Source organism: Domibacillus sp., from assembly GCF_031181085.1.
Taxonomy (GTDB): domain Bacteria; phylum Bacillota; class Bacilli; order Bacillales; family Domibacillaceae; genus Domibacillus.
Genome location: NZ_JAPSLE010000003.1, coordinates 46,526 through 64,645, shown reverse-complemented (window position 1 = coordinate 64,645; position 18,120 = coordinate 46,526). Strand labels below are relative to the sequence as shown.

Here is an 18,120-nt window from a genome sequence, read left to right as displayed (position 1 = left end):
ATATTTGAATTGACTGTTTTCATCAGCTTCTCTGTTTTTAAAATGCTTTTCGTCTCTCTTTAAAAGCCTGCTGCATAAAATCGGAGCAGGCCGGCTGCTTTTTAAACGAGAAGATGAATCCGGTTTCCTGCCGGGTCTTCTGTTACATACTGATCGACGTTAGCACCTATATTTTGAAGGCGTGCCACCGCCTCTTCTCTTGCTTCCTCACTCGGAAAAACAATTGTATACCAATTGAGCCCTGTACTGCTTTCGGCTGGACGCGGTGCACCAACCCCCTGCCATGTGTTTAACGCAATATGGTGATGATATCGGCCGGTTGAGGTAAAAATCGCCTGAGGATAATGGCTGACAATCTCAAAGCCAAGTCCTTCCATATAAAACCGTTCCGCATCCGGAATATTCGAAACATGCAGATGAATGTGCCCCATGATTGTTCCAGAAGGAAGGCCTGTAAATGCTTCTTCACTTTCCGCAAGAATACTGTCCCCATCGAGCTGGACAGTAGCCATATCAACCAGTCCATCGTTCCACGTCCATTCTGACGCCGGGCGGTCGCGGTACACTTCAATCCCGTTGCCGTCAGGATCATCCAGGTAAATTGCTTCACTCACGTAATGGTCGGCCGCACCAAAACGGTAGCCCGTTTGCAGCAGGTGGCGTAAAAATTGAGCCAAATCTTTTCGCTCTGGCAGCAGAATCGCAAAATGATACAGGCCCGACGTACGTCCTGCTTTCCGTGTGACACCTTCTGGCTGCTCCAGTGTCACCAGCGCTGTTTGTCCATTCGCTGTTAATACAGCCTGCTGATCGGACTGCGACAACACTTTTAATCCGATGATTTGCGTATAAAATGCAATCGATCTATTCAAATCTGTTACACGAATACTCACTTCTCCAACGAACGTGTGCGGCTTTTCATGAAAATGATTCATGGTCTATTCCCCTCTTATGTTACCTTTTTAATTTTGGTTACTTTATGTAACATATTATACAAATGATCAAAAGTGAAAGTCAAGCATCTAAATGACCCTTTAAGAGAGCTCTCTTTTTGTAGAAAAGTGAATATAGTATAAACAAACAGGGGATCATTATCAGCGTTTACGAAAAATAATGGCTGTCAATAAAAAAATCAAGCTTAAATCATCTTTTCTTTTAGCGTTTCACCTGTTACAATAAAGCCACGAGCATTATGAACTGAATATCGCCTTCATCCGTAAAGGGGAGTAGCGTCAGGAAACTGAAATAAAGTCGTCATTACGTGGAATTTATTCCTCCGGCTTTATTGACCTATTGATTTAGTGTTTAGCGAGACCTTTGCCATATACCTATGGCAGAGGTCTCTTTTATTTTGATTAAAAATAAAAAGGAGATGGGCAAATGGAAACAGAATTTATAACCGCATTATTTGCTATTATTATGATTGACCTTGTGCTCGCTGGCGACAACGCCATCTTGATCGGTCTTGCTGCACGCAAGCTCCCGAAAGAACAACAAAAGAAAGTAATCCTTTGGGGAGCGATCGGGGCTATTGTGATTCGTGCAATCGCCACATTGCTTGTCGTGTACCTGCTTGAAATTCCGGGCTTGCACTTAATTGGCGGCATCCTGCTTGTGTGGATTGCATATAAACTGCTTGTGGAAGAAGAAGAGCATGAAGTCAATGCAGCTGACTCCCTATGGGGAGCCATTAAAACGATTATTATCGCAGATGCTTTGATGGGACTCGATAACGTTTTAGCTGTTGCCGGCGCTTCTCACGGAAACATCTGGCTTGTGATCATCGGCTTGCTTGTGTCGATTCCAATTGTGATGTGGGGCAGTACGTTGATTTTGAGAATGATTGAGCGTTACCCGGTTATCATTATGATTGGGGCAGCGATTCTTGGCTGGACAGCATCGAAAATGATTGTTGGCGAACCATTTATGAACGGATACTTTGCCAACCCATTTATCAAATACGGCTTTGAGATTGTCGTCGTAGCGGGTATTTTACTGGCTGGTGCATTGAAACAGCGCAAAGTGGCTAAAGAAAAAAACGATACACGCCTGGATGAAAATGCTCTTTAATACATTCAAACAGCCTGCTTTCTTTACGAAAGCAGGCTGTTTTTTATTCCACAACGGCAACACGGATCTGCCGTTCGTCCAATCCCCTTTTTACGGCTTCATCCAATCCTCTGTCTGTAATCACTTCATAAAGACCACTTGGCGGCCCGATCAATGAAAAAGCACGCTTGCCGAATTTGCTTGAATCAGCCATTAAAAACACTTCATCTGACTGCTCTATCATTTTCTTTTTTAAAAGAGCCTGTTGCTCATTGGAATCACTCAGACCTGCATCAAGATGAACGGCTTTGCAGGACAAAAAGGTTTTGTTCACATGGTATAAATCAAGAGAACGCTCCGCCAGCGGCCCAACAAACGATAATGACTTTGGCAGAAGAATACCGCCGGTTGAAATCACGTTGATCCGTTCTTTTTTACTTAGTTCCATCACTACTTTTATCGAATTCGTAATAACTGTCAGTGTCATATTAGGCAGCGCCTTCGCCATATACCAGGCCGTCGTGCTTGCATCTAAAATAATGCGGTCCCCTTCCTGCACCCGCTTGGCTGCTTCATGTGCAATTACTTTTTTTTCCTGTACATTCGTAATGACACGCTCGGAAAAATGCACTTCTGATTCTTCATCCTGCATGCTGACCGCACCGCCATGACTTCGCTGCAGTTTGCCTTCCTTTTCAAGCTTTTCAAGATCGCGGCGAATCGTTTCTTCCGTGACGGAGAAAATATCGCTCAGCTCTGATACGCGGATACTTGACCGTTCATTCACCAGCTCTACAATTTTTTGATGTCTCTCTGCTACCAGCATCCTTTTGCACCTGACCTTTGTTTGTTTTTGTTTATTTTATCATGCCAAATAAAAAACGTCTTTCAGCTCCACTGCCACTGGACTGTTATCCGGATTCGTTTCCATTATCGGCTCCATAAACGCCCACCATTTCTTGCAAATATCTGTCTCTGCCATGCGAGCCCATTTTTCTTCACTCTCAATTTCCACATAGGCAAACAGCTTGCCCGTCGCTTCCTCTAAAAAAATCGAGTAGTTGCGTGCTCCATGGGCCCGCAGTGCCTCTGCCAGCTCAGGCCAAAGCTCATCATGACGCTTTTTGTATTCCCCATATTGGTCTTTATACACAGTCATCACAGTCGCTTTTCGAATCATCAACTACACTCCGTTTCTTTTTGTTTTATCATAACTTATTTTTGTTTATTTTTGAATACCCTTTCAAAATAAAAAACCGGACGTTTACAAAATCCAGTTTCTTTTATGTTCAACCTCATTTGTCTGCATATGTCTATTCAAATTTCAAGACATGCCATTTATTTCACCGATTAGCACAGCTAATCTTTTCCATAAAAAAACCGGTACTTGTTGTAAGTACCAGTTTCCGTGTGTAGACGAAGTCTCTTGCTTTAAAAAAGAGCCGATAAGTGAGGCCTGCCAGACTTCGCGTTCCACGGGAAGTGCGGGAGCCTCCTCGGCTGCGCCTGTGGGGTCTCCCGACTCACTGTACTTCCCGCAAGAGTCTTCGTCCGGCAGTCTTCACTAAGTGGTGTTGAAAATCCAGAAGCAAGGACTGAGTAGACATTTTCTCTTTTTTAAACAGAAAGATACGACCTTATTTGCTCTATACCATCTTGTCGCAAGCCACTTGGCGGCGGGAGGGCAGCGCAGACTCCTATGGAAAGCGGAGCTGCCTGGACGCCTCCGATCCATCCCATTCACGTGCAGGTCATCCATATAATCTGTCTACAGTTTGAAACTGGTACTTGTTGTAAGTACCAGTTTTCCTTTTTGTTTATTTGCAACCGCTGCTTTTTACCAGGCAACTTCATAATCCACTACGATGACATTATCGGTTAATCCTTCAATTTCGGACAGAAATTTTTCATGCAGCGGGTGTGTTTGGTACTCTTCTAAAGACTGTTTGTCTTTAAATGTAACATGCAGGCCTAATGTGTACCCTTGTGCCCGTTCTACTTCATCTGTTGCGTTAATGCCGGCTGTTACCTTCATAATACCCGGGATTTCTCCTTGAAACTTCAGCAGCTGCAGTGCCAGCTCCTGCTGCTTTTCCGTTGTTACCTCTTCTTTAAATTTAAAAGACACCAAGTGTTCGTACATGTTTGCTACACACCTTCCTTTTTTTCCGTTCACTCGTTTTATTCCCCATTTTCCCAGCGGATATGCAAAAGAAAAAGCCGCCCGGTGGAAGATCTCTGGGTCGGCCTTTCGCAAAAGAACTTTTTCTTGGTTTTTCTGTTTTATTTGCTTACTTCCTGCTCTTTTTGTGACCGCTTCGACAAAACCGTTTCTTCGTATTGCTTTACCTCATTCAGCCAGCTCTCTTTCACCGGCACGTTCATCTGCTCACAGTAGTAATCCCAGACGGCGCCGAACGGATACGTTTTAAACTCTTCCATCAAAGCAAGGCGTTCGGTGAAGTTTCCTTCTTCCTGCAGCTGCTTTAAGTGCTCGTTCGGCACGAGAAGCGCATACAGCAGTGCTTTAATCATATTGCGTGTACCAATCGTCCACGCTGCTACACGGTTAATGCTTGCATCAAAGAAATCAAGGCCGATAATCACTTTATCGAGCGCATCGTTACGGACAATTTCAAGCGCAATTTCCCGAAGTTCGTCATCTAAAATGACAACATGGTCACTATCCCAGCGAACTGGGCGTGATACATGCAATGCCAGCTTATCTGCATAAAGCAGCATGGACGAAATTTTGTTCGAAACTGTTTCAGTCGGATGATAATGCCCCGTATCAAGCAAGCATAATTTGTTGTTTTTCAGCGCATAACCGAGATAAAATTCATGAGACCCCACCACATAAGACTCAGAACCGATTCCGAATACTTTGCTTTCCACGGCATCCAGGTGGTATTGTTCATCGATATCTTCCGCAAAAATTTGATCCAATGACTCTTTTAATCTTTTGCGGGGCGTCAGGCGGTCACTTGGAATGTCCTTGTATCCATCTGGAATCCAAACATTCGTTAAGCAGGGCGTTCCAAGCTCACGGCCAAAATGCTCACCGATTTTGCGAGATGCGATGCAGTGATCAATCCAAAACTTTCGGATTTCTTCGTCTGGATGCGAAAGTGTCAAGCCGTCTGCTGCTTTTTCGTGTGAAAACAGCGTCGGATTAAAATCAAGGCCGAGGCCATGCTGTTTTGCCCAATGAACCCAGTTATCGAAATGCTTTGGCTTTAATTGGTCACGGTCCACTGCCTCTCCGTTCGTTTCCGCATATAAAGCATGCAGATTTACTCGGTGCGTACCCGGAATAAGCGACAATGCTTTTTCTAAATCTGCCCGCAGCTCTTCTGGTGTGGTTGCCTTGCCCGGGTAGTTCCCCGTAACATCAATGCCGCCCGATAATTCACTTTTGTTCACTTCAAATCCGCCAATATCATCACCCTGCCAGCAATGAATCGAAATGGGCACTTTTTTTAATGTTTCAAGTGCTGTATCTACATCGATCCCCCACTTGGCATACGCCTGTTTTGCTGCTTCGTATTGTTCTTTTACGTTCATACCTTTTCACCCTTTCGATATTGACTAAACTGTTCTATTCGTTTTGCTGCCTGCTCCTGCGGTGAAAATATCTGGAGCGGAAATGAAGCTCGAATAAGTTTCCTTCCTTCTTGCAGGCTGCCAAGTTCTTTTGAAGCGATCATCTGCATCATTAAATTGCCAACCGCTGTTGCTTCCGAAGGGCCCGCATAAACCATTCTCCCGCTTACATTTGCAGTAAGCTGGTTAAGCAGTTCATTGTTCGCTCCGCCGCCGACAATGTGCAGCCGGTCAATCCGCTGGCCGGTCATTTCTTCAAGATCTCGAATCGCAATGGCATAAATAATAGCCAGGTTGTCATACACACAGGCGGCCAGCTCACCGGCTGTTTCTGGGACAGGCTGAGTGGTTTCACGACAGTACGATTTGATTTCTTCGACCATGTTAGCCGGGTTTAAAAAACGGTCATCATTTAAGTCGACAAACTGGCGAAAATGCTCCACGTTTCTCGCTTCATCTACAAACTCGGCAAACGTGTAATCAACCGGGAGATGCCGGCGCACTTCCTGCATAATCCACATGCCCATAATATTTTTTAACAAGCGGTATGTGCCGAAAACGCCCCACTCATTCGTATAATTATCTTCAAGAGACAGCTCACTGATCACCGGCTCAGCCGACTCAATCCCTAGCAGAGACCAGGTGCCGCTGCTTAAATACGCCCAGTTTTCGCCTTCTCCCGGTGTACCGGCAATGGCGGAAGCGGTGTCATGTGACGCAGCCACTATTACGCGGCAATCCGGCAGATCTGCTCCTGGAAAACGTTCCTTTACAAGAGGGCCAAGCTCCTCCCCCGGTTCCGCGAACGGCGGAAATTGGCAGCGTTCAATGGACAGTAATGCCAGCAGTTCTTCATCAAAATCACGCGTTTTTACATTCAGCATCTGCATAGTCGATGCATTGGTCACTTCCGTAACTGCCCGTCCAGTCAGGCAGTATCCCAGATAATCAGGCACAAGCAAAATATATTTTGCGCGCTTGATGAGCTCTTGTTTTTCTTCATACAATTGATAGAGCGTATTAAACGGTAAAAATTGAATGCCTGTTTTTTCGTAAATGCTCTTTTTGTTTATATACCGGCTGATTTTGCTTATCGTCTGCTCAGTCCGGCTGTCCCGATAGGCAATGACTTCTTGCAAGCGGTTACCATTTTCATCAACCAATACATAGTCAACCGCCCACGTATCAATTCCTACGGTGACAGAATGATAGCCACGTTTTTTCGCTTCAGCCAGTCCTTTAATAATTTCATTAAGTAAATGATCAATGTCCCAATAACATGTATTACCTACTTCCCGAAATCCATTGGCAAAACGGTGAATTTCGTTCATTACAAGCTTGCCGTCTTTTATTTCGCCCGCTACAAGCCGGCCGCTTGAAGCGCCGATATCTACTGCAATATGCGCCATTTCCATCACTCCTTCTTTCACGCCAAAAGCAGCCGGACTGCCTATGCCATTACGGCATAAAGCAGCCCCTTGCCTGCTGATGAAGCCTTATCGCGTAAACGCTGCCGGCACGCCGCCGTCAACTGTAATCATGCAGCCCGTTGTTTTGTCGGCTTTGGATGAAGCGAAAAACGCAATGGATTCCGCAATGTCAGACGGATAAATGTTTACAAGCAGCGTCGTGCGCTTCCGGTAATGCTCTTCCAGCTGATCCGGTTCAATGCCGTATGCTGCCGCACGTTCATTGCGCCAGTTGGAGCCCCAAATAGCCGACCCCTGCAGCACGGCATCCGGCAGCACCGAGTTTACACGAATGCCAAACTCGCCGCCTTCTGCTGCAATACAGCGGGCCAGATGTGTTTCAAGCGCTTTTACGGCACTGTAAGCCGAAGCATTTTTCCCCGCGTACACAGAGTTTTTCGAACCGACAAATACCATGTTGCCGCCAATGCCCTGCTGTTTCATTTGCTTGAACGCTTCACGCGCCACAAGGAAATAGCCTGTGCCAAGTACATTCATATTTAAATTCCATTCTTTCAAAGATGTTTCATCAAACGGGCTGGATGTCGCAAGGCCTGCATTATTTACGATTGAATCTACACCGCCAAACGTAAGGGCCGCTTTGGCAAAAGCCGCCTGCACCTGCTCTTCGCTGGTCACATCCATTTTCACGGCAGCCGCGCGTTGTTCCTTGTACTGCTCATTAATTTCAGCCGCGACTTTTTCCGCTCCTTCAAGATTCAAATCAGCCAGCACCACATGAGCGCCCTCTGACACTAAACGGCGGGCTGTCGCGCTGCCAATCCCGCCGGCACCGCCTGTAATAAACGCGACTTTGCGGGAAAATTCCGCTTCAGCCGGCGCCAGAGACAATTTGTACAGCTCGAGCGGCCAGTATTCTACGTTATAGGACTCGTTTTCACTTAAGGATACAAATTCACCAAGAGCCGTTGAGCCTTTCATAACCGCAATCGCACGATGGTAAAGGGCGCCGCTCACATTTGCCATTGTGATGTTTTTTCCAGAGTTTACCATCCCGACACCCGGAATAAGGGTTACACGCGGTGCCGCCTCAAACATCACATCGCCTTCGTTTTTGTTTCGTTCGAAGTACTCTTTATATTCGGCTTTAAACTGTTCTACACCTGCTTTTACTTTCTCGATCAGCTCTTCCGTCGTACCGTTCTGCGGATCCCAATCAATATAAAGCGGCTTCATTTTTGTGTGAACAAGATGATCCGGGCAGGCCGCACCTACTTGTGAAAGCGTGCCGGCATTTCTGCTGTTGACAAATTGAAGCACATCTTCTGCATCATCATAAGTAAGAATCATTTTCTTTTCACCGCTGACTGCACCGCGGATCACTGGCATCACAGCCGCCAATACGTTTTGGCGCTCCTCTTCCGTTAATGACTCGTAAACCTGGCCGCCAAATGCTTCTGTTTGTTTTTGTTTGTTTTGGATATAGTTTTCTGCTTCGTTAATGATATTGATGGTTTGGCTGTATGCCTCTTCGGATGTTTCTCCCCATGTAACCAGCCCGTGTTTTTCCATAAGAACAAGCTCTGCATTTGGGTTGTTCTTTACCCCTTCTGCAATCATTTTTGATAAGGTAAAGCCCGGGCGTACATAAGGAACCCATACAAAACGGTCGCCGTAAATTTCTTTGGCAATCTCTTTCCCATTGTCCGCGCAGCAAAGGCTGATAATAGCGTCTGGATGTGTATGGTCAACGTGTTTAAATGGCAGGAACGCATGTAAAAGCGTTTCAATCGACATACGCGGATGCTTGCTGTCGATCATGCAATGTGTCAAGTACTCTACCATTTCTGCATCCGGCATTTCATCGCGCTCAATAAGCGGACGGATATCTTCCAGGTTTAAGCCGGTAAAATTCTCTGCTTTCATTGTGGCTAAATCGGAACCACTTCCTTTTACCCACATCACTTCAATATCGCGGCCCCGAAAATCTTTTTCGGTTGTTTTCATAGATGTATTGCCGCCGCCCCAGTTGCATACGGCGCGGTCAGAACCAATTAAATTGGAACGGTAAACCAATTCTTCTACACCTGACTTTGCTGCCGCTTCATTGGACTCCCACAAGTTTTTGACCATTTTGTTTTCCTCCACTCTTAATCTTTATTTATATTTGTTTTATTGTACAATACATTTGTTTATTTTTGAATATATTTTTTATTTTTTGTTTATTTTCTTTTCCCCACACAAAAAACCCCTCTCAGCTGTTTAAGCTGGAAGGGGTTGAGTTATCCCTTTAAAAGCATCTCCGCCCCGTCTACATACACTTCTGTTCCTGTGATATGGGAAGCGTCGTCAGAAACTAGAAAAGTAAACAAACTGGCAACCTGCTCTGGCTGGCCTGGTTTTTTCGTAAGTGGAATGGCATTTTTCAGGATATCGAGTGGAAAATGAATGTCTTTGGTTCGCTCAGATTCATCCATCGACTCAAAAATATGTGTATCAATAGAGCCTGGACAGATCGCATTGACTCGAATACGATATTGAGCAAGCTCAAGCGCCGCCATTTTAGAAAAAGCGGCACAATGCAGTTTTAGATGTACTGTACGCGCTGAATCCCTCCTGAGCAAACTGGCGGCTGCTGCTGACCGAGCTTGTCAGCACAATGCTTTCGCCTCTTTCTTTCATATAAGGGATATCCGATTTCACGGCCACAAAGGTGCCAACCACATTGTTTTCAATGGTTTTTGCCCAATTTTCTTTGGTAAAATGCTCGATTGGGGAAACAGTCCCCAAAATGCCGCCATTCGCAAAAACACAGTCAATGCTGCCTGCTTCTTCGGCGGTTTTTTGCATCACGCATGCCATCCCCTGTTCATTGGTTATATCCTCGTGAAAAACAAGCACTTCTCCTCCAGCGAGCCGGATTTCTTCCGCTTCGGTACTCAGCCGTTCAGCGTTCAGATCAACAAGACTGATCAGAACCCCGTCTGCAGCAAGACGAAGAGCAGCTGCTTTTCCGATGCCGGATGCCCCGCCGGTAGTTACAGCTGTTTTCTTTGTTTTTATATTTATAGCACCTTTTGTTGGACTCTTTTTGTTTATACCCTGTTTCTTTTCGTTTCCCCACCAAAGTGTGCCAGCTGAACAGCTGGCACCATCTATATACAAAAATGAAAAAAGCCTGCGCCAGACTCCCGGCATAGGCTTCTTCCATTCCCTTTGTGAAACGGGAATTTGCTGGAGAAGATCTGCTCATATTCAGCAGTCTACTCTGCCTATTCGCAGGAACCGCTAAATGGATTCAGCCGGCGATTTTTGAAAACCTCGCCGCTTCAAGCAAATCATTCATCCTGTACAGAGCATGCTGTTGTGAATAAAAATGGTTTATTCACAGATGATGGAATAAAGGCTAACAGTGTTTTTTCATCCGATCACTCGACCTGGATGCTTCAAATGCCTTTGTAGTTTCCATTTAGCTGCCTCTGTAATTATCTAGTACCCGGTTCCCTTAATTTGAAACCGCTTTCTAAATCTTTTTTAATTATTTTTTATCTTTTTCGGGATTGATCATAAAAAAAGAAACCAATAAAAAAGAATAAAAACGAGTTGGGAAGCACAACCGGCTGTTTTTTTATACTTCGTCCTTTAAAGCAGGAAAGCAGGAAGCATCTGCTTCCTGCTGAAAAGTTATTATGGGCGAATTCGTACTTCTGATGTAGCATCAAAAAAGTGCGCTTTGTTCATGTCGAAAGCCAGCTGCAGTTTTTCACCTGCCGCAATATCAAGACGTGAATCAAGGCGTGCCACAAAATTCTGTCCTGCGATGTCCGAATACACCATAATTTCTGCACCGAGAAGCTCTGACACCGCTACTTTTGCTTCAAAAGCAGATTGCTGGGATGCTTCAAGGAAAATCAGTTCATCATGAATATCTTCTGGACGAACGCCAAGAATGATTTGCTTGCCTACATAGCCCTGATCACGCAGATAACGCATTTTTCCTTCTGGCACATCAAGCCTTTGTGTACCAATTCTTACATAGCCATCGCCAAGATCTGCATTAAAGAAGTTCATTGGAGGTGATCCGATAAAGCCGGCAACAAAGGCGTTTTCCGGATTTTCATATACTTCTTTCGGCGTACCGATCTGCATGATTTTTCCGGCTTTCATAACAACGATCCGGGTTGCCATCGTTAAGGCTTCAGTCTGATCATGTGTTACGTAAATCGTTGTCGTCTGCAAGCGCTGATGCAGTTTAATAATTTCAGAGCGCATTTGTACACGCAGCTTCGCATCGAGGTTGGAAAGCGGCTCATCCATTAAGAATACTTTAGCATCACGGACAATCGCACGCCCAAGCGCAACACGCTGGCGCTGACCGCCGGAAAGAGCTTTTGGCTTCCGTTTCAAATATTCTGTCAGCCCAAGAATTTGGGCAGCGTTTTCTACGCGCTGTCTGATTTCTTCTTTTGGCATTTTGCGAAGCTTTAAACCAAATGCCATATTATCGTAAACGGTCATATGCGGGTAAAGGGCATAGTTTTGGAATACCATTGCAATATCACGGTCTTTTGGGGCTACATCATTTACACGGCGGTCATCGATAAAGAAATCGCCTTTTGAAATTTCTTCAAGTCCGGCAATCATCCGCAGCGTTGTAGATTTCCCGCAGCCAGACGGACCGACAAATACGATAAATTCTTTGTCCTGAATATGAAGATTAAAATCTTCTACCGCCGTTACATTTCCATCATAGACTTTATAGATATTGTTTAGTTGAAGTTCAGCCATTTTCCAATTCCTCCTGTAACCGTTTTCTTAAATTTATTGTATTCGCTTACAAACTAAATAAAAATAGACAGGGTGCACAAAGATCGTTTGCTCTTCATTGTGCACGTTGCCCTTCTCACTTTTGTATGCTGATTAAACACAGCATGTAAACTAACAGAGCCCCTTCGTAGGAACGGACATCAATGCTTGTCCTGTCAATGAATTTATCAATCCGATATTGCAGGCTGTTACGGTGCAGGTGAAGCTGCTTGGCAGTCTGGCTTACATTAAGATGATTTTGAATCAATAATTGAAGAGTATGGCGCAAATCATCATCTGATTCAAACCATTTCAATTCCTCCGCAAACAGCTCCGAGAGCTCGTTGCGGCTTTGGGCCAAAAATAGATAAGGAATAACCGTTTCAATCGTTGTGACCCGCTGCTCTGGAACAAGCAGGACCGCTTTGCGCGCCGCTTCCGTTTCCCGCTTATACAGATTTTTTAATGAAGCGGATGCTTGTGCAAACCGTCCAATAAACAGACGCCCCGTTATGTAAAAGTCCCCGGCGAGCACATCCAGAAACGTTTGCGCCTCTGTTTTTTGGATTGGATAATCGGACTCTTCTTCTATAAGAATGCATTCCCGCTCTCCTATCCAGACAACCAGAAAAGCATGGTCAAAAAATGTATGGGCCGCTTCTAAAAAACTGCCGCGGGCATTCTCTGACAGCTTCATATATAAAAACCGGACTCGGTCTGCGTTTAAAGCGGGGCATTCCCCATCTCTTATTAGAAAGTTCCACCATGCTTGTTCTGCCGAGGAGAACTGGCTTTCTTCCCCGTCCTCACGAATTCGAACAAAAAAATGGGAAAGAAGCTGTTCTTCTCTTTCAGACACATCTTCTTTTGGAATAGAAATATAGCGGTTCTGTTGTTTGTCGTAATAATGCAGGCGGCTTTCGTCGAGTTTAGGCTGTTCTGTCGTAATGGCTCTTTTGTAAATTACATCGATACTTTGCATCTCGGCTGCCTTCTTTCAATAAGCAGAAGCGATCCGCTGAAGGGAACCGTTCCCGCCCTTTTCTCCTTATTATACTGAAATTCGCTGAAAAACGCCTTTCCAGTCCATTTAAAATCATACTGAAGGAAGAATAAAAATAATCGAAACAACGAGGCGTGTATACTCGTTGTTTCATTCCCTTTTTCATAACTTATTTGGTCAATAAAGAAGGATGAAATCATCTTGATTTCATCCTTCAGGCTGTTGACAAACGCCCGCTTTCTTACTTTGCCTACACTTTCAAGGATGAAATCGGTTTGATTTTATCCTTTTTTCGCGTCTTCTGTTACGCCCACCACATCTCACCGGCAGATTCACGGATCAATACATCGTTTAAATTTTTCACAGCACGGCTAAAGCCTTCGTCGATGGACATGATTGCATCTTCATGCTCGATGCTGACGACATAATCATAGTTATATAGACGAAGCGCGCTCATCATGTCAGACCACTCCTGTACACTATGACCGCAGCCAACACTGCGGAATGTCCAGGCACGCGACTGCACATCACCGTAAGGCTGCATATCTGTCAAGCCGTACAGGTTGACGTTGTCTTGGTCAATATACGTGTCTTTCGCGTGAAAATGGTGAATAGCACCTGCTTTACCGAGAATTTTAATGGCAGCCACTGGATCAATACCCTGCCACCACAAATGACTTGGATCAAGGTTTGCACCAATGGCGTCACATGTTTCCTCGCGAAGCTTGAGCATTGTATAAGGAGTATGAACCAGGAAACCGCCATGCAGCTCGAGCCCAATTTTTACATTATGGCTTTTGGCAATTTCACCAATTTCCTTCCAATATGGAATAAGCTTTTTCTCCCACTGCCATTTTAAAATATCATGGTATTCTGCCGGCCACGGAACAACAGGCCAGTTTGGCTGTTTAGCTTCCTCGGAGTCTCCTGGAGTGCCGGAAAAACAGTTAACAACCGGCACATTCAAAAGAGAAGCGAGCTTAATCGTTTTACGGAGTACAGAATCGGATTCTTCCGCAAATGCCTTGTCCGGTGTAAGCGGATTGCCATGGCAGCTGAAGGCACTGATTGTAAGACCGCGTGACGTCACAGCTTCCAGATAATCGGCACGCTTTTTCTCGTCTTCCAGCAGCTCATCAAGCGGACAATGCGCGTTGCCCGGATAACAGCCTGTACCAATTTCAACGGCGTCAAGGCCAGCATCTTTTACATGATCCAGCATGTCCTCAAAGGACTTGTTGGAGAATAACACGGTAAATACACCTAATTTCAATGGAATCGCCCCTTTTATCTGATTTTGACGCTGCGGCCAATTTTGGCGCTTTCGTAAACAGATTCAATGATACTCGATACGTACATGGATTCCTCCGGATTTGTCAGCGGTGTGCTTTCTCCAAAGCAGCAGGAAGTAAAATGTTCCGCCTGCAAAATGGCAAACGGCTTTTCTTCTGGAATCCATGCGATATCCGAGTTGATCAGCACGCCATGCTCGGCTTTGTTCAGGCGAAGCGGAAACACATCAATGCCGCCTTTTGTGCCGGAAATGCTGATCGTTTCTTCATCTTTCGAAATGTTCGCTGCCCATGAGGTTTCAAACATGACCACTGCCCCGTTTTCAAGCCGGATAAAAGCCGTGGCATGGTCTTCTACTTCAAAGGTGGCCGGGTTAATTGTACCCCATTCGTTTACCATATCTTTTTGCATACTTAAATGGTTAAAAGTAGCACCGCTCACTTCAAATGGTTTTGAACTGCCGGTCAGCCACATTGCCAAATCAAGCAAGTGGCAGCCATAGTCGATCAGCGCGCCGCCTCCTTGAAGTTCGCGGTTTGTAAATACACCCCAGCCCGGTACTTTACGGCGTCGCATGGATTTAATACGGATCACAAGCGGCTGGCCAATTTCACCGCTGTCAATCAGCCGTTTGGCCGCACGTGATTCTTTTAAAAAGCGCCAGTGATAGGCAATAAGCAGTACCTTTTTTGATTTTTCAGCTGCGGCAACCATTTCCTCACACTCTTTTGTATTCAATGCCATCGGCTTTTCACACATGACATGAACACCGGCATTCAGTGCCTGTACGGCGGCTGGAGCATGAAATTTATTTGGAGTAGCGATAATCAGCGCGTCAATTTTCTCAAGCATTTCTTCCAGGCTCTTGCAGACGTGCTCAATCCCAAATTTTTCGGCTGTTTCTCTCGCCCTCTCCTCGTTTACATCCATTACGGCCGTGATTTCCGCTTCTTTCACATGCTTAAAAGCCGGAATATGCCGCTCTGTTGCAATGCCCCCTGTACCTAAAATGCCGATTCTCAGTTTTGTCATGTTTGTCACCTCTTTGATTAAATACGGACAATTCGTTTTGTTTCACTTGATTCCAATGCAGCCAAGATTACCTGCAGTGACTTTTTGCCTTCATTCCCGCAGACAGGCGGAGTTGTATCCTCCAAAATGCTGTTAATATATTGCTCTACTACACGAGAATTTGTTTGTTTACCTTCTTCATTTGACTGGATTGCACCTAGGCTGTGACGTTCACTATTACCATTTTTATATTGAATAATGAGTGAATAATCCGGGTCATCTTCCAAACGCATGATGCCATTTTCTGCGTAAAAAACAGTAGAATTGTCTTCGCCGCCGTTATACGCCCAGCTTGCGGCTAATGTTCCAATCACACCGCTTTCCGATTTTAGGACACAGACAGCATTATCATCAACTGTGGAATTTTCCTTGGCGGAGCTCTCGACAAACGCTGCCACTTCTACAAATTCTTCTCCGAGCAAATAGCGAAGCAAGTCGGTTTTGTGAACGCCAAGGTCACCCATTGCCCCGATAAACGCAAGCTCTTTTTTGAAAAACCAGCTGTTTGTTCCGTCCACACTCCAGCCTTCCGGCCCGCCATGGCCAAATGCCGTACGAAAGCTGTAAATCTTACCTAAAACACCACTTTCGATAATAGACCGGGCTTTTTGGTGGGAAGCAACAAAGCGCTGATTATGGGCAATCATTAATTTTTTACCACTTTTTTCTGCCGCTTCGATCATCGCCTCTGCTTCTTTCTTTGAAGTGGCCATTGGCTTTTCGCAAAGCACATGCTTGCCTGCTTGGAGTGCCGCAATGGTAATAGGCGCGTGCAGTACATTCGGTGTACAAACGCTGATGGCATCGACGTCTCCATCTTTAAGTAATTCTTCATAGCTTGTATAAGCCTTTGCGTTAAAATGCTCCGCGTATTTTTGGGCCCGTTCTTCCTTTACGTCACAAAATGCTGTTACTTGAACATGCTCGTTTGCAACGTACTCCGGAATATGACGGTGCTGGGCAATGCTTCCGCACCCAATGACGCCTACTTTAATTTTCCCCATTCTTTTTATTCTCCCCTTAACTCTTCAATTGGTTGTGCATTACCGTATACAGGCCGCTCTCGTTTCACCGGAGCTGCCCATTTTACTGCGTTTTGAATGACACGTTGGACATTTTCATTGAAGTATGTAGGATGTGTTTCATGTCCAGGGCGGAAATAAAAGATTTTGCCGTTGCCCCGTTTGTACGTGACGCCGCTTCGGAACACTTCGCCGCCTTCGAACCAGCTCATGAAAATGAGTTCATCCGGCGCCGGAATATCAAAATGTTCGCCATACATTTCCTCATGCTCCAGCTCAAAATATTCGCCGATTCCTTCTGCAATTGGATGTGCAGGGTCCACGACCCAAAGGCGTTCCTTTTCTCCAGCTTCACGCCATTTCAAATCGCAGGATGTGCCCATCAGTGCTTTGAAAATTTTTGAGAAATGCCCCGAATGAAGCACAATGAGCCCCATGCCATCGAGTACACGCTGCTGTACCTTTTTCACAACTTCATCGCTCACTTCTTCGTGTGCAACATGCCCCCACCAAAGAAGTACATCTGTTTGATTCAATATATCCTCTGTCAACCCGTGCTCTGCTTCATCCAATGTGGCCGTTTGAACGGTCCGTCCTTCTTCTTTTAAAAAATCTGCGATTACTTGATGAATGCCTTCTGGATAAATCTCTTTGACCGCCTGCTTGTTTCGTTCATGACGAAATTCATTCCATACTGTAATATTCATAGAATCGCTCCATTCTCTGATATTTTTTTGCATGAATCCCGTACCACAACAGAAGTCGGCACTAAAATATTCCGCTTCATCATGTCCGGTTTTTCCAAAAGATCTACCAATGTTTTTGCCGCCTCATAGCCGAGCTGAAATGCATGAATATCGACTGTTGTCAGCGGCGGGCTCGAAAGCTCGGAAAGCATGGAATCCGTAAAAGTGGTGACGGCTACATCATCCGGTACCCGCAAGCGCCGCTCGTATAAAGCAGACAGCAGGCTCATAGCCATCAGTTCATCCGTCGTCACAATCGCCGTTGGCCTTGGATCCAGCATCATCATCTCATCAATGGTTTCCTTAGCGCTTTCTTTTGAAATTTCTTTTCTAAAAAGAACTTCTGATTGAATATTCGCAAGTTTTAATGCTTGTTTATATCCTTCTTCACGATCTTTATGCACTTCAAACCTCGGATCGCCCCCGACATACGCAATATGTGTATGTCCGGCACGAATCAAATGGTCTGTTATATCACGTGCTGCTTTGACGTTATCGTTATCTACATACATGACCTTGTCAGTATGCTCCGACGGTTTACCGATCATAACAAACGGAAAGTTTTGCTCTAAAAGCAGCTGCAGCACCGGGTCATGATCCTGTGAATAAAGCATAATCATGCCGTCGACGCTTTTGCCTTGAACCATGTTTACAACTTCCCGATAAATGTCTTCATCAGATTCACCACACGTCAATAGGATGCTGTATTCCTTTTGGTGCAGCAGGTCACTCATTCCTTGAAGCGCTGCCGGAAAAAACGGGTCGGACAGTGAATGCTTCGTAGACGTTTTACGAATAATCCCAATTGTTTGGGAGGACTGCGTGACGAGCTTACGCGCAAGCAGGTTCGGATGGTAGCCGAGCTCCTGCATTACTTTTCTTACTTTTTCTTTTGTTTCCTGCGTAATTTTTGGATGGTCCGCGATAACACGGGAGACGGTCGAAGGCGCAACCTGCGCTCTCTTTGCTACATCTTTAATTGTGACAGCCATGACCGGTTCCTCCCTTTTCTAGTTTATAGTACCATTTTTCAAAAAAAATAAGAAAGTATATCGTTTCTCATAATGCCCTGCTGCAGCCCCCGCAGCGTTTTACTT

Annotated in this window: 17 protein-coding genes; 1 reads left to right on the top strand and 16 read right to left on the bottom strand. The window is 45.2% G+C overall.

What is annotated here, in order from left to right; all coding sequences use genetic code 11:
* Positions 1 to 101: 101 nt before the first annotated feature.
* Entirely contained in the window at positions 102 to 935 is an 834-nt protein-coding gene (locus tag RIN81_RS06190) for a VOC family protein (RefSeq protein ID WP_309088414.1), read from the bottom strand.
* 445 nt (positions 936 to 1,380) lie between these two features.
* Between RIN81_RS06190 and RIN81_RS06185 the strand changes: the two genes are divergently transcribed.
* A complete protein-coding gene (locus tag RIN81_RS06185) occupies positions 1,381 to 2,070 on the top strand; it encodes a TerC family protein (protein WP_309088412.1) in 690 nt (229 codons plus the stop codon).
* Positions 2,071 to 2,113: 43 nt separating this feature from the next.
* Here the strand turns inward: RIN81_RS06185 and RIN81_RS06180 are convergent, their stop codons facing one another.
* The 15 genes from RIN81_RS06180 to RIN81_RS06110 form a co-directional block, all read right to left on the bottom strand.
* Complete coding sequence (locus RIN81_RS06180; protein WP_309088410.1) at positions 2,114 to 2,875, bottom strand: DeoR/GlpR family DNA-binding transcription regulator; 762 nt, start codon at positions 2,873 to 2,875, stop codon at positions 2,114 to 2,116.
* 39 nt (positions 2,876 to 2,914) lie between these two features.
* Positions 2,915 to 3,229: an L-rhamnose mutarotase gene (gene rhaM, locus RIN81_RS06175; protein WP_309088408.1), complete on the bottom strand. Its 315-nt coding sequence runs from the start codon at positions 3,227 to 3,229 to the stop codon at positions 2,915 to 2,917.
* A gap of 657 nt (positions 3,230 to 3,886) precedes the next feature.
* Positions 3,887 to 4,192: a Dabb family protein gene (locus RIN81_RS06170; RefSeq protein ID WP_309088406.1), complete on the bottom strand. Its 306-nt coding sequence runs from the start codon at positions 4,190 to 4,192 to the stop codon at positions 3,887 to 3,889.
* A 140-nt stretch (positions 4,193 to 4,332) separates the two neighbouring features.
* Positions 4,333 to 5,613 (bottom strand): L-rhamnose isomerase, encoded by a 1,281-nt coding sequence (gene rhaA, locus RIN81_RS06165; RefSeq protein ID WP_309088404.1) that lies wholly within the window; start codon positions 5,611 to 5,613, stop codon positions 4,333 to 4,335.
* The gene (gene rhaB / locus RIN81_RS06160; RefSeq protein ID WP_309088402.1) at positions 5,610 to 7,061 is read right to left on the bottom strand and encodes a rhamnulokinase; all 1,452 of its coding nucleotides are present in this window, start codon (positions 7,059 to 7,061) and stop codon (positions 5,610 to 5,612) included. Before rhaB ends, rhaA begins: the two co-directional genes overlap by 4 nt.
* Positions 7,062 to 7,148: 87 nt before the next feature.
* Positions 7,149 to 9,215, bottom strand: coding sequence for a bifunctional aldolase/short-chain dehydrogenase (locus tag RIN81_RS06155; RefSeq protein ID WP_309088400.1), 2,067 nt, complete (start codon positions 9,213 to 9,215; stop codon positions 7,149 to 7,151).
* Positions 9,216 to 9,364: 149 nt separating this feature from the next.
* Entirely contained in the window at positions 9,365 to 9,643 is a 279-nt protein-coding gene (locus RIN81_RS06150) for an SDR family oxidoreductase (RefSeq protein WP_309088398.1), read from the bottom strand.
* Position 9,644: 1 nt separating this feature from the next.
* The gene (locus RIN81_RS06145; RefSeq protein ID WP_309088396.1) at positions 9,645 to 10,280 is read right to left on the bottom strand and encodes an SDR family NAD(P)-dependent oxidoreductase; all 636 of its coding nucleotides are present in this window, start codon (positions 10,278 to 10,280) and stop codon (positions 9,645 to 9,647) included.
* Positions 10,281 to 10,769: 489 nt separating this feature from the next.
* Entirely contained in the window at positions 10,770 to 11,870 is a 1,101-nt protein-coding gene (locus RIN81_RS06140) for an ABC transporter ATP-binding protein (protein ID WP_309088394.1), read from the bottom strand.
* A gap of 115 nt (positions 11,871 to 11,985) precedes the next feature.
* The gene (locus tag RIN81_RS06135) at positions 11,986 to 12,870 is read right to left on the bottom strand and encodes a PucR family transcriptional regulator (RefSeq protein ID WP_309088392.1); all 885 of its coding nucleotides are present in this window, start codon (positions 12,868 to 12,870) and stop codon (positions 11,986 to 11,988) included.
* A 325-nt stretch (positions 12,871 to 13,195) separates the two neighbouring features.
* On the bottom strand, positions 13,196 to 14,164 hold the full coding sequence (locus RIN81_RS06130; RefSeq protein WP_309088390.1) for a sugar phosphate isomerase/epimerase family protein: 969 nt from the start codon (positions 14,162 to 14,164) through the stop codon (positions 13,196 to 13,198).
* Positions 14,165 to 14,178: 14 nt separating this feature from the next.
* Positions 14,179 to 15,216: a Gfo/Idh/MocA family protein gene (locus tag RIN81_RS06125; RefSeq protein WP_309088388.1), complete on the bottom strand. Its 1,038-nt coding sequence runs from the start codon at positions 15,214 to 15,216 to the stop codon at positions 14,179 to 14,181.
* A gap of 17 nt (positions 15,217 to 15,233) precedes the next feature.
* A complete protein-coding gene (locus tag RIN81_RS06120; protein ID WP_309088386.1) occupies positions 15,234 to 16,259 on the bottom strand; it encodes a Gfo/Idh/MocA family protein in 1,026 nt (341 codons plus the stop codon).
* 5 nt (positions 16,260 to 16,264) lie between these two features.
* A complete protein-coding gene (locus tag RIN81_RS06115; RefSeq protein WP_242231786.1) occupies positions 16,265 to 16,984 on the bottom strand; it encodes a ThuA domain-containing protein in 720 nt (239 codons plus the stop codon).
* A complete protein-coding gene (locus RIN81_RS06110; RefSeq protein WP_309088383.1) occupies positions 16,981 to 18,015 on the bottom strand; it encodes a LacI family DNA-binding transcriptional regulator in 1,035 nt (344 codons plus the stop codon). The genes RIN81_RS06115 and RIN81_RS06110 overlap by 4 nt, the downstream gene beginning before the upstream one ends.
* Positions 18,016 to 18,120 lie beyond the last annotated feature (105 nt).